This window comes from Clostridium lacusfryxellense (genome assembly GCF_018861735.1).
Classification (GTDB): Bacteria; Bacillota; Clostridia; order Clostridiales; family Clostridiaceae; genus Clostridium_AD; species Clostridium_AD lacusfryxellense.
In genome coordinates this window covers 24,607-36,972 of record NZ_JAHLEB010000005.1, presented here as the reverse complement: position 1 = coordinate 36,972, position 12,366 = coordinate 24,607, and the positions used below count along the sequence as shown (strand labels likewise).

The 12,366-nt window shown below is 29.9% G+C and carries 13 protein-coding genes; 5 read left to right on the top strand and 8 right to left on the bottom strand.

Annotated elements, in window-relative coordinates; genetic code table 11:
* Positions 1-52 precede the first annotated feature (52 nt).
* Both KPL55_RS04810 and KPL55_RS04805 read right to left on the bottom strand, forming a co-directional pair.
* Positions 53-778: a type 1 glutamine amidotransferase gene (locus KPL55_RS04810; RefSeq protein WP_216305579.1), complete on the bottom strand. Its 726-nt coding sequence runs from the start codon at positions 776-778 to the stop codon at positions 53-55.
* Between the two features lie 41 nt (positions 779-819).
* Complete coding sequence (locus KPL55_RS04805) at positions 820-2,178, bottom strand: Mur ligase family protein (RefSeq protein WP_216305578.1); 1,359 nt, start codon at positions 2,176-2,178, stop codon at positions 820-822.
* Positions 2,179-2,428: 250 nt separating this feature from the next.
* Between KPL55_RS04805 and KPL55_RS04800 the strand changes: the two genes are divergently transcribed.
* The 3 genes from KPL55_RS04800 to KPL55_RS04790 all read left to right on the top strand — a co-directional run bounded on the left by KPL55_RS04800 (position 2,429) and on the right by KPL55_RS04790 (position 5,403).
* Positions 2,429-3,301, top strand: coding sequence for a DMT family transporter (locus KPL55_RS04800; RefSeq protein WP_216305577.1), 873 nt, complete (start codon positions 2,429-2,431; stop codon positions 3,299-3,301).
* 116 nt (positions 3,302-3,417) lie between these two features.
* A complete protein-coding gene (locus KPL55_RS04795) occupies positions 3,418-4,530 on the top strand; it encodes a hypothetical protein (RefSeq protein ID WP_216305576.1) in 1,113 nt (370 codons plus the stop codon).
* Positions 4,531-4,575: 45 nt separating this feature from the next.
* On the top strand, positions 4,576-5,403 hold the full coding sequence (locus KPL55_RS04790) for an undecaprenyl-diphosphate phosphatase (protein ID WP_216305575.1): 828 nt from the start codon (positions 4,576-4,578) through the stop codon (positions 5,401-5,403).
* A 77-nt stretch (positions 5,404-5,480) separates the two neighbouring features.
* Here the strand turns inward: KPL55_RS04790 and KPL55_RS04785 are convergent, their stop codons facing one another.
* On the bottom strand, positions 5,481-6,353 hold the full coding sequence (locus KPL55_RS04785) for a ComEC/Rec2 family competence protein (protein ID WP_376770426.1): 873 nt from the start codon (positions 6,351-6,353) through the stop codon (positions 5,481-5,483).
* A gap of 232 nt (positions 6,354-6,585) precedes the next feature.
* Between KPL55_RS04785 and KPL55_RS04780 the strand changes: the two genes are divergently transcribed.
* Positions 6,586-7,251: a lysophospholipid acyltransferase family protein gene (locus tag KPL55_RS04780; protein ID WP_246599300.1), complete on the top strand. Its 666-nt coding sequence runs from the start codon at positions 6,586-6,588 to the stop codon at positions 7,249-7,251.
* Positions 7,252-7,329: 78 nt separating this feature from the next.
* Here KPL55_RS04780 and KPL55_RS04775 read toward each other — a convergent pair whose 3' ends face one another.
* On the bottom strand, positions 7,330-8,778 hold the full coding sequence (locus KPL55_RS04775; protein ID WP_216305572.1) for an NADP-dependent glyceraldehyde-3-phosphate dehydrogenase: 1,449 nt from the start codon (positions 8,776-8,778) through the stop codon (positions 7,330-7,332).
* 99 nt (positions 8,779-8,877) lie between these two features.
* Positions 8,878-9,198, bottom strand: coding sequence for a hypothetical protein (locus KPL55_RS04770; protein ID WP_216305571.1), 321 nt, complete (start codon positions 9,196-9,198; stop codon positions 8,878-8,880).
* A gap of 59 nt (positions 9,199-9,257) precedes the next feature.
* On the opposite strand from KPL55_RS04770, the gene KPL55_RS04765 reads away from it, so the two are divergent.
* Positions 9,258-9,698: a hypothetical protein gene (locus tag KPL55_RS04765; protein ID WP_216305570.1), complete on the top strand. Its 441-nt coding sequence runs from the start codon at positions 9,258-9,260 to the stop codon at positions 9,696-9,698.
* A 100-nt stretch (positions 9,699-9,798) separates the two neighbouring features.
* Here the strand turns inward: KPL55_RS04765 and KPL55_RS04760 are convergent, their stop codons facing one another.
* The 3 genes from KPL55_RS04760 to panB form a co-directional block, all read right to left on the bottom strand.
* Complete coding sequence (locus KPL55_RS04760) at positions 9,799-10,020, bottom strand: DUF378 domain-containing protein (protein WP_216305569.1); 222 nt, start codon at positions 10,018-10,020, stop codon at positions 9,799-9,801.
* Between the two features lie 109 nt (positions 10,021-10,129).
* Positions 10,130-10,975, bottom strand: a complete 846-nt coding sequence (gene panC, locus KPL55_RS04755; protein ID WP_216305568.1) for a pantoate--beta-alanine ligase — start codon at positions 10,973-10,975, stop codon at positions 10,130-10,132.
* A gap of 81 nt (positions 10,976-11,056) precedes the next feature.
* Positions 11,057-11,884, bottom strand: a complete 828-nt coding sequence (gene panB / locus KPL55_RS04750; RefSeq protein WP_216305567.1) for a 3-methyl-2-oxobutanoate hydroxymethyltransferase — start codon at positions 11,882-11,884, stop codon at positions 11,057-11,059.
* Between the last annotated feature and the right edge of the window lie 482 nt (positions 11,885-12,366).

Below are 12,366 nucleotides of genomic sequence, written 5' to 3'. Positions count from 1 at the left end.
AGCATACATCTTCTTTTTATGTGTTTTTATTTACATATAAATATATATTTCTCTATTTCGAAGTTTCTCTATTTATTATAAATTCTTTAGCTTTAATTTCTAAACTATCATCTAAAGAAGTTAAAGCTACTTCATCGTATTTATTATTTAATGCTAGGGTTAGTATTCTGTCGGCAAGCTCAGGATTTTTAGATAAAAGAGAACCATGAAAATAAGTACAAAAAGTATTTTTATAAACGCAACCCTCGAAACCATCTTCTCCATTGTTACCATAGCCAACCTTAACAGTACCAAGTGGGGTAAGGTCGTTGATATAAGTTCTTCCAGAATGATTTTCAAAGCCTACATAGGTTTCATCAAAAGCTTCATTATGAATAACGGTGTTGCCTATGAAACGTTTATCACCACTTTCTGTATAGATATCTAAAATACCAAGACCCTCAAGTTTTTCACCCTCAGGAGTGGTATAGTATTTCCCAAGCAATTGGTATCCACCACAAATAGCTAAGAATACTTTACCGCTTTGTATATACTCTTCCATTGATAATTTTTTTAGTTTTATTAGGTCTGGGGAAACTATAGCCTGCTCATAATCTTGTCCTCCACCAAAAAACACAATATCATAGTCATCACTTATAAAATCATCACCCATAGATACATTAACGATATTTACTTCAATGCCGCGGAGCTCAGCTCTGTGTTTCAATATTAAAATATTTCCTACATCCCCATATACGTTTAATAAATCAGGATATAAATGACAAATATTAATTTCCATATTAATTACCTACCTCACCTTTTAATTTAAAATATAGTATGTTACCAAATTTTATCAATGTACCCTTTTGCATGTAAAAATTTTCTTAGGTTTATCATGGCAGTATAGGTAGCAAGTATATAAACAATTTCACCATTACAAACTTTAATTTCATTAAGCAGTTTTTCCTCATCACTGCATAATAGGAATGAATCTGATGAAAAACCTGCAACTTTAAGTCTTATGGCCATGTCATAAAGACGTATTCCGGATATCATAACTTTATTAATATTAAGGCTAGTTAAACGTTCAAAATTAACATCCCAAATCCATGAAACATCTTTTCCATCTGCGTAGTTATCGTTTAGCAAAAGAGCTAAATTTATTTTGCGAGAATCAAGGTTAATAGTGTTTACAGCTTCATCATAACCAGCAGGATTTTTAACTAATATTATTTTAACCTCAATGCCATCTATATTCAAAGTTTCTTGTCTTCCAAAGCTACTAGCCACGGTTTTAAGGGAGTGTTGCACGATATCATCTTCAATACCAAGGGACTTAGCTACTGAATAAGCACATAAAGCATTATAAATATTGTATGTACCTGGTTGGTTTATATAATATTCCTTATTGTTGATATGAACAGTGGAACCACTGGTGTTTAATTCAACAATTTTATCAACTGAGTAGGTTAGTTCTGGGCGCTTATATCCGCAACCAGTGCAATAAAAATCGCCAAGATGGTTGTAGGTAATAAAATTATATTCATAAGGAGATTTGCAAATAGTGCAAAATTTAGCATCTGCATTTATATCTACAATTTTGTTTTCATTAACTTTAGTACCGAACCCATAAAATTGCAAATCGTTTTTAAGATTCAAGTTTCCAAATAAAGATTCATCCCCATTAAGGATTAAAGTTGACTCTGGTACCTTATTTATGCCTTCAAGTATTTTTTTAAGAGTTGTGTATACCTCGCCATATCTATCCATTTGATCTCTAAATAAATTAGTTATAGTAATTATTTTTGGAGTTATATACTCCGTTACAAACTTAAGGTTAGCTTCATCTACTTCTATAACAGCAATCTTTTTCTCGGCAGACTTTTTAAAAGAATAGTTTGAGATAAAACACGCAATTATGCCTGTATACATATTGGCACCGGTATTGTTGGTAATTACTGGTATGCCACTGTCTTTTACTATTCCGTAAATCATGCTTGTTGTTGTTGTTTTTCCGTTGGTACCAGTTATAAGAATAACATCGTAGTTGTTGGCAATAGTTCTTAAAATATTTTTATCAAGTTTTAGGGCTATTTTTCCAGGGAAATTAGTTCCCCCTTGAAATAGAACCTTTGATAATTTCATAATGCATTTTGAAACCACGATACTGAGTAGCGTCTGAATTTTAATTTTGAACACATCCTTTAATTGTACTATGTAATTAAAACATTTTTCTAATAATAAGAAGTTTATATAATTTTATAACATAGTTGCATAAATGTCTAATTTATTAATGTAATTAGAATTAAAATTGTGGCTTTTTAACTATGCATTTGTTAAAATACAACTATAACACATAATAGATAACTATTTATTCCTAAGGATATTTAATTTGAAAAAGTTAAAAATTGATTAAGAGAGGTTTTTATATCGTGAAGGGCGTGTCACTATGAATAAAGGATATATTTACTCGATTATTTCTGCTATATTATTTGGAAGTGCGGGGCTTTTTGTAAAACTAGCCTTCGCAGTGGGAATAGATTCTATAAGCTTATTAACAATGCAATATATTATAGCAGTGCCATTAATGTTTCTAATTATGTACATATATAACAAAGATTCATTTAAGGTAACTAAAAAACAATTGTTAAGACTCGCGGTGCTTGGCATAGTTGGAAATACATTTATGACTGTGTTTTACTATATAGCTTTTAATTATTTACCAATTCAAATGGTAGCTATATTATTATATACATATCCAATAATGGTATTCGTATATTCAACTGTTTTTAACAAGGGTGTACTTGATTTTACAAAGATTTTTGCGGTTTTTTTGGCGTTCTTAGGATGTCTTCTAACTTTAGAAATTTTAACAGGGCAGTTTAAATATTCGCTTATTGGAATAGGGTTTGCATTAACATGTGCAATGTTTTATGCCTTTATGAATATTTATAGTGAAGAAAAATTACAAGAGATTTCTCCGCTTGCTATTAACGCATATTCTACTTTATTCTCACTTATAAGTCTTATGATATATAGGTTTCCTATGTTTATTTTTAAAGGGAATATTACTAAAGACATACTTCTGTATACTGTTATTCTTGCTATATTTTGCGAAATTATTCCATTAACATTATTATATGCAGCAATAAAGTATATAGGTTCACTTAAGGTATCTATAATTGGAAATCTTGAAATACCAACAGCTATGATTGTATCATTTTTTGTGCTAAATGAACAAATAGCTTTTATGCAGATTATAGGTACTGTGTTTGTAGTATGTGCAATATATATGATAAGGAGATCACCTATAACACGATAATGCATTAAATTACTTTTAAAGTTAATAAACCGATAATGGTTATATCTGATTGATATATGTGATTTGTTAGGTATATATGATATACTCAATAAATCACGGTTGGACAAGGAGGGATTATGAGAAAGAATAATATTTTATATAGAATTATAATTTTTGCTGTTATAACGTTGGGTATATTTATTTGGAATTTTAAAGCTAGAATTGATTCCAGTAGTAAGTCGATAGGGATAAACATTACTAAATGGGACAATTTTTACAGTGGTAGTGATATTCATTTTTACTATTTGGATTCTGCGAATGAAAATTTATTAAAACTTAAAACTAAATATAAATTGGATAAAATTATAGATAGTAAGTTAGATCAACTCCAGAATTCAATGAAAATTATGGATTATATTAATAAAAACGTAAAAGCAGAAAGTACCTCAATGACCAGTGATAAAACTACCCTTGCGATAATGGAAGGGGCATTTGACGGAGGTAAAATATCAGATAGTGATTATACAACTATATATGAAGAGTCTTTAGCTTCAGTTGGTATTAATGTGCGTCGAGGAGTACTCAGAAGCACTGATAATAAAGTTAAAGGAAAATCATATTTTAATGTATGCGAAATATGGAGTGATAAATACAACAAATGGGTAATGATAGATGGAGTAAATGGATGTTATATGAAAGAAAAAGGAATTCCACTTGGAGCTACTCAGATAGTAGATAAGGGAATAGGAAAACTTGAAATTGTCAATTTGAAAAATGCCAGCAAATACATAAAAAATATGACGGATTATTATGAAAGTTATAGTATATCAGTTGACAATAATAAATATGGTGAGCTTAAAAGTAATTCAAAGGTTGCCTATTTGAAAGACAAAGAACTTCCGAAAATAGAAACAAAGGAAGGATTTATTCAACCTACTATTTTTGTTAATGATCCTAAAGTTTTTGCTACATCTCCAAAACTTCAATATGTAAATGCTGCTAAGGAGAAAATACCTACTTTAATATTGGCAAAAAAAGATTTGAAAAATGATACTAAATCTGAACAATATTTTACTATTGGGGCATTTATGAATAGTTATATGCTTCCAGATTATTTCATAAGTGTTAATGGTTCTGATTTTATAAAAGTAGATACATTCTATGATTTAAAAATAATTAAAGGTACAAACTCTATTAAATTATCACGAGATGGTAAAACTTTAGAGCGAGAAGTGGTATTAGAAAAATAAATGTTTTATAATAAAAAATTACGGTTAGAAGGGAGCAGACATTAGATGGATTTAAACATTATATTGGTGTTAAAGGCTATAATAATAGCTATAGTAGAAGGGGTAACAGAATTTATTCCTATTTCCTCTACTGGGCATATGATTATTGTAGGAGATATTATAAATTTTAAAGGAAAATTTGCAAATAGTTTTGAGGTAGTTATTCAATTAGGTGCTATTCTTGCAATTATAGTTTTATATTGGAATAAGATATGGACTTCAGTTGTGGAGTTTTTTCAGGCGAAACCATCAGGTGTTAAATTTTGGACTAATATTATAGTTGCATTTATTCCAGCTGCATTTTTTGGTTTTCTCCTAAATGATAAAATAGATGAATACCTATTTAATTCAGGAACTGTTGCAATAGGTTTAATAGTTGGTGGTATTCTAATGATTATTATAGAAAATAAGTTTAGGGGTAAGTATAAAACAAAAAGTGTAGAAAAAATAAATGTAAAACAATCATTTAAGATAGGTTTTTTTCAATGTCTTGCACTATGGCCTGGAATGTCAAGATCGGCATCAACAATAATGGGAGGTTGGATTTGTGGAGTTTCTACAGTTGCTGCAACTGAATTCTCATTTTTCCTTGCTATACCGACTATGGTTGGAGCTACAGCATTAACTTTATTTAAAACTGGTATGGATTTTAGTAGCGGAGAAATTATAACTTTAGTTATTGGGTTTGTAACAGCATTTTTAGTTGCAATGGTTGTAGTTGAAAAGTTTATTGCTTATTTAAGCAAAAAACCAATGAAAATTTTTGCTGTTTATAGAATAATTGTTGGCGTAGCTTTACTGATATTAATCCAACTTGGAGTAATTTCGTTATAAGTTGTAAGAGAAGCTAGAGACATTGAAATATCATTTGATGATTAACAGAATTTATAATAATAAAAAAAACTAGAGTCCTAGTTTTTTTTTATTTTTAAACCATCGCTTATAAGAACAATATCTTTATCTAAATCAGTTCTATGTACAATAGAATTTGTTTTTTTGAGTTTAGCTAATGTTCCTTTATTTGGGTGACCGTAGGTATTGTAAAATCCACAACTGATTATAGATATTTCAGGAGAAACTATATTTAAAAATTCTTGAGAACTTGACGTCTTACTACCATGATGACCTACTTTAAGCACCTGTGCCTTTAAATCGTATCCATTTTTTATTAGTTCATGCTCGACTAATTCTTCAGCGTCGCCCATAAATAAATAAGTTGAACTTTTATAAGATACCTTTATAACACATGAGTAATTATTAACATTTTCGTAAGTGGTACTATTGGGGGATAACATTACGCAACTGGTACTCGGACCTAAATCTAAAGATATAGTAGGAGCAGATATGTTTATTTTTATGCTTTTACTTCTTAGAGCTAAGATCATGTCTACAAAAGATTCTGAGGTCGCAGTAGCTTTGGGTGCATAAAACATACCTATATCAAAGGCTTTAATTACACTAGCCATACCTCCTATGTGATCCTCGTGGGGATGCGTTGCAACTACATAGTCTAGTTTCTTAATATTATTTTTTTTAAGGTATTTAATTAATTTTTTTCTTGAATCAGTGGTGCCGCTATCAATTAGTAAGTTTTTATTATTTACTTGGATAAGTATACAATCACCCTGTCCTACATCTATAAAGTGAGTAACCATATTGTTTTCTAAATTTAAGTTGGTTTTTATATATGTATTGTAGCCTAAAGTTATACATATAGCTGCAAGGGCTATGGTGATACATATTAAGGTATACTTTAACCAGGGTTGCTTTCTCATACAATTAATCTCCTATATAATATTTGAAACATTTTGTACTATTTGAATTATATAAATGATTTTATCCAATTTTATAAAAAAATATCAAAGATGTAGGCGAAATTTGAAATAACCCTCATTTACTAGTATAATTATATTTATAATAATACATTAATCTTTATAAGGAAGGAAAAGAGATATGAGAACTATATACTTTTATTTATGTGCTGTTACTAATTTGATTTGGATAAACACTAAAAAAATGAATTTTATTAATATTAAGAAAAATAAAACTAAAGAAGAGGCAGATGCACATGTAGCAGAAATAGCTACAAAATGGTCTAAATTTATACTTAATATTGCAGGGTTAAATTTAACTGTAGTAGGAAAAGAAAATATACCAAATGAACCTTGCCTTTTTGTAGGAAATCACCAAAGTAATTTTGATATCCCAGTTATATTATCTAATATGAATAGAACTACTGGTGCAGTTGCTAAAAAGGAAATGGTAAAGATACCAATAATGAGCTATTGGATGAGAGAAATCCATTGTGTATTTATGGATAGAGAAAACCCGAGAGAAGCACTTAAGGCAATATCTGAAGGTGTTGAGAATTTGAAAAATGGATATTCTATGCTTATTTTTCCAGAGGGAACTAGAAGTAGGAGTAATAATATAGGCGAATTTAAGAAAGGTAGCATGAGGCTTGCAATAAAAGCTGGAGTTCCAATTGTTCCTGTAACACTTTATGATACTTATAAAGCTATGGAAGGTAATAATGGAAAAATTAAAAAGGCAAATGCTAAGATTATTTTCGATAAACCTATATATCTAGGCGAAATGACAAAGGAAGAAAAAGCAAATGTTTCAGATAGAGTACAAGATATAATTCAAAGTAACTTAAATAAAGAAAAAGGTATTAAGTAGACTTGAGAACCTTGTTTTATTAAATATAATTAAAATAAGAAGCAGTTTATTATATATAAGCTGCTTCTTTGATTTATGTTATGGGTTTATGTTTAAAACTGTAGATTTTAATCTAGTCATAGCATCAATACTATATTTTATACCCTGAGTACCCATACCTGAAGATTTTGTACCGGAGAAAGGAAAATGGTCAGGTCCTCGTTCAGGTTTGTTATTGATTTGAACTGTTCCTACATCTAGCCTACTTGCAATATTAAAGGCATTATCTATATTTTTAGTATACACACAGGATTGAAGACCATACTGTGAACTATTTGCTATATTAATGGCTTCATCAATATCTTTGACTCTAATTATTGGTAACACCGGGCCGAACGGTTCCTCCCAAGCTATCCTCATTTTGGCAGTTACATTGTCAAATAAGGTCGGGTAAATGAGGTTATTACAACGTTTATTTCCGCATAATAGAGTGGCACCAAGATTTATAGCATCGTCAATTAATTCTTGAACGTAGTCTGCGGCTTTATTGTCTATTAAGGGAGTTATTTGACAATCATCTTGTGGTAGGCCAACTTTCAAAAGTCTTATATTTTTGATTAATTTTTCAATTAGTCTATCTGCAATATCATCAATTACTAAAACCCTTTTAACGGCAGTACACCTTTGCCCTGAATAGCTAAAGGCACCAGAGACAATATCACAAGCTGCGATATCAATATCGGCGTCACTGAGGATTATAGCAGCATCTTTACCGCCAAGCTCCATAAGCATAGGTACCATACCAGCAATTACAGCTATATGTTTTCCGACTTTTGTACTTCCAGTAAAGTTTATAAAATTAATATCCTTGTGAGTTACTAAATAATCACCTATATCAGAGCCTTTGCCTGTTATTGTATTCAGAACTCCTGGGGGAACTCCTGCTTCATGAAAAATACAGGCTAGATGAAGTGCACTAATAGCTCCTTGGGTAGAAGGCTTAAAAACCACACTATTCCCACTAATAAGGGCTGGGGCAATTTTAGAAGCAGAAAGATTAATAGGATAATTAAAAGGTGAAATTGCAAGGACAACGCCTACTGGAACTTTGGTAACAAAAGAAATTTTATTTTTTTTGAAACCTGGGAAATTATCTGCGCCAAGAGTTTCACCTTCTAATTGTTTGCCCGCATCAGCAGTAAACCTTATAAAATCTGCAGTTCTTTTTATTTCTGCATTACATGAGTGTCTGTCTTTAGCGATTTCTTTTTGCATAATAGACGACAAAAAATCAATGTTTTCATCTAGTAGTGAAGCACATTTATGCAGAATTGATGCGCGGGAGCTAACAGGCATATCAGCCCACTTCTTTTGAGATATTTTAGAATTTGCAATAACAACATTAACCTCGCTTAAGCTCATAGAGGGAATTTTACCTACTAAATCGTTGTTAACAGGAGAAAAAATATCTATTGTATTTCTAGACGTTACCCACTCACCGTTGAATAAATTTTTATATATTTTGCCTTGGAAAATATTATCAAACAAAAATAATCACCCCATTTAAGATTGTTATTTATTTGTGTCTAATAAATAGTATTAACCAAAGACTATTATATTATTGCAGCGTATAAGTGATAATTCCAACTAAATGTGATAATTAGTAGTATCTTTTGTTATTAAATCTTCTATTATTGATATTTTAGTTTGGAGCAATTCATTTTCATGCCCTAATCTTATTATATTGTTTTCAAGTTCTCTGTTTTTAAGATCTGAAAGCTTTATAGTTTCTTGTAATTTCTTGTTTATAGTTACCTTTTCTTCTATAATAGGTTTATATATTTTATTTAAAGCAAAATTATTATCGATTAAAAACGTTGTTTTATTATAAAATGTAGTTATATATAATAAAGCGTTTTTACTTATGTCTTTAAAGTATGAAATAATTGTATCTATTAAATTATTCATTTATCATCACCTCAATTACATTCTACATAAAAAAGACTATGGAAGGCAAGGTAATAATAATGGATAAAAATAGTAATAGTTATTATTCAGAGAATATAAAACATAAAATTGAAAAGTTGGATCTTAAAAGAAAGGGATATGAAGATGAGTTAATTATCAAAAATAAGAGTTTAGTTCAGAATAACGCTGTTATCAAAGAATTTATAATTACAAATGATAAGTTACTTAATCAATATAATAGTCTGATACATTTAATTGAGAGGGACGGAATAATTTTTGAACTTAATTTCAATGAATATACCCCTCATCAGTGGGAGAATTTAGTAATGGTAAAAACGTCTAGGGGATATGAAATTCAAACAAAAACAGGTTACAGTTTAATGATGTTAGATAAAAAGTATACTAAGATTATTGAGGATATAAATAAAAAAGAATCTCAAAGTTTGATAGTAATAAGAGTTACAGATAAAACTTCTTTAATACAGTTGAGGTTTAATTAAAGAATATTTAAATACAAAAACAGTAAAAAAATAATTTATAAAAAAGAAGTTGAATTTAAATATTCAACTTCTTTTATGTTAATGCATATTTATTTGGAAGTTATTTAACCTCTGTTCTGCCTTTGTCGCTATCTCTGTCTCTTCCTAAGAAGGATAAAGAATATAGACCACATAATCCAACTAGAGCAAATATAATTCTTGTCAATGCTGTTCCAGTACCAAATAAGCTTGATACAAGGTCAAATCGGAAAAATCCAATTAATCCCCAATTTATAGCTCCTATAATAACTAATACTAGTGCAGTACCATCTAATGCTTTCATTGTAAACATCTCCTTTTTCATAAAGTCTTGATATTATTGTTTACAATTATTAAAAAATTATTACATTATTTTAAAAAAAATTTGTTTCATCATCTATTTCATTGATACTCTAAGATTCATATATAAAATTGTCTATTAATCTTGTTTTGCCGATATATACTGCTATGGCGACAAGAATTGGTTTCCTTACAAATTCTATAGCGGTAAGAGACGCAGCATCTACTACATCTATATAATCTATTTTAGCCAAAGTTTCAGTTTTAAGTTGTTGTATTATAATTTTTTTTAAAGTTTCAGTAGATTTTTCGCCATCTGATAGAGCCTGTCTAGCTTTAGTTAAGCTCTTGTTTAGTATTAAAGCAGCTTCTCTTTCTTTTGATGATAGATAGACATTACGTGAGCTTTTGGCAAGTCCATCTTCCTCACGTACAATAGGGCAACCAATAATTTCTATATCGAAATTTAAGTCCCTAACCATCCTTTTAATTATAGCTAATTGCTGAGCGTCTTTCTCTCCAAAATAAGCTTTGTCAGCCGGAATAATATTAAAGAGTTTTGAAACTACAGTGCAAACTCCATCGAAATGACCAGGTCTTTTGGCGCCACATAGACCAACAGCGAGTTCCTGAACACTTACATTTGTGGGAACCTCCTTTTGATACATTTCGCTAGCTTCTGGAGCAAATATTAAATTTGCCCCAGCGCTCTCACATAGGAGTTTATCTTTTGTTAGATTTCTTGGATAAGAAGCTAAATCTTCATTTGGTCCAAACTGTATAGGATTTACAAATATACTTACAACAACTTTTTCATTTTCTTTTGCAGCACGTTTTATTAGGCTTTCATGGCCATCGTGTAAACTCCCCATAGTAGGGACTAATGCAATGCTGTAACCTTCTTTTTTCCAAACTTTAACCTGGTGGCGAGCTTCTTCAATAGTTTTTACAGTATTCATTTTCTAGAGGCGTAATAACTTGTATCAAATACATGTTATTAAAACCTACTACACTTCCTTTCATATGTAAATTTATAATTCTTAATATAATTTATTTATAACTTCATTATCTATTTTAAAACAGTGCTCTTGACTAGGAAATGTTCCTTCATTAACCTCTTTAATATATGATTTAAATCCATCTCTCATTAAATCACCAACATTTGCAAAAGATTTTACAAACTTAGGTTTAAAATCGGAAAACATATTAAGCATATCTTGATATACTAAAATTTGTCCATCACAACCAACTCCAGCACCTATACCAATAGTTGGTATGGATATCTCCTTTGATATAATATCAGCAAGTTTTGAAGGTATACATTCGAGTACAATAGCAAAAGCACCTGCAGCCTCTATTTTTTTAGCATCATCAATTAGCTTTCTTGCATCAATACTATTTTTGCCTTGGACTTTAAAGCCTCCCATAATATTAACAGATTGAGGAGTTAGCCCAATATGCGCCATTACAGGGATTTGAGCATCCACTATAGCTCTAATTTGAGGGCAAACAATTGAACCACCTTCGAGTTTAATTGCCGTAGCTCCAGCCTCTTGAATAAAGCGACCCGCATTTTTTACAGCATCATATATTGATGTTTGATAAGACATAAAAGGCATATCCCCAACTACTAGTGCATTTTTTGTGCCCCGAACAACAGCTTTAGTATGATGTAACATATCATCCATAGTCACGCTTAAGGTGTCTTTGTACCCAAGGCAAACCATGCCTAATGAATCACCTACTAAAATACCATTAACTCCACATTCATCAATAATCTTAGCCATAGAATAATCGTAAGCCGTAAGCATTGTTAATTTTTCACCTGATTTTTTAGCAGATATAAAAGTTGAAATAGTATTTTTCAATTAATAATCCTCCTGAATCCCTAAAAATTTTTTAAGGTTAATATAGTGTTTATTTTTAAGCTGACACATATGACGTTATGATGATCATATAGAAAAATAAGTATATTTTAGATTATTATAAGTAGTTTATTTATCATAAAATGCGTAATAAAGGTGAAGTTACTATGCGAATGCATCCGAATTGTTTTTATTAGAAAAATGCTAGGGGTTAAAGAACCACTAGGAAACATATTATTCTATTAGCTAGATTAATTTTTTCAGTTAATTAAAATATATAACTGTCCCATTCATTAAGATATGAGCAGAAAAAAATAAACTAAATAACTTCAGTAAATTGAGCTACTATAGTAGCTTAATAACATGTTAAACAATTAGGTGCAGTTTGCAAGCAATACTACCCACAGATATTTTATCATATTTTTTTTTGTAATACAAATATAAATTAATAAAATAATGCATAAGGTATTGATATATATTAAAAA

Coding starts and splice junctions, on each gene's coding strand:
- KPL55_RS04810 (WP_216305579.1), bottom strand. CDS start 778: ATGGAAATTAATATTTGTCATTTATATCCTGATTTATTAAACGTATAT.
- KPL55_RS04800 (WP_216305577.1), top strand. CDS start 2,429: ATGAATAAAGGATATATTTACTCGATTATTTCTGCTATATTATTTGGA.
- KPL55_RS04795 (WP_216305576.1), top strand. CDS start 3,418: ATGAGAAAGAATAATATTTTATATAGAATTATAATTTTTGCTGTTATA.
- KPL55_RS04790 (WP_216305575.1), top strand. CDS start 4,576: ATGGATTTAAACATTATATTGGTGTTAAAGGCTATAATAATAGCTATA.
- KPL55_RS04780 (WP_246599300.1), top strand. CDS start 6,586: ATGAATTTTATTAATATTAAGAAAAATAAAACTAAAGAAGAGGCAGAT.
- KPL55_RS04770 (WP_216305571.1), bottom strand. CDS start 9,198: ATGAATAATTTAATAGATACAATTATTTCATACTTTAAAGACATAAGT.
- KPL55_RS04765 (WP_216305570.1), top strand. CDS start 9,258: ATGGATAAAAATAGTAATAGTTATTATTCAGAGAATATAAAACATAAA.
- KPL55_RS04760 (WP_216305569.1), bottom strand. CDS start 10,020: ATGAAAGCATTAGATGGTACTGCACTAGTATTAGTTATTATAGGAGCT.
- panC (WP_216305568.1), bottom strand. CDS start 10,975: ATGAATACTGTAAAAACTATTGAAGAAGCTCGCCACCAGGTTAAAGTT.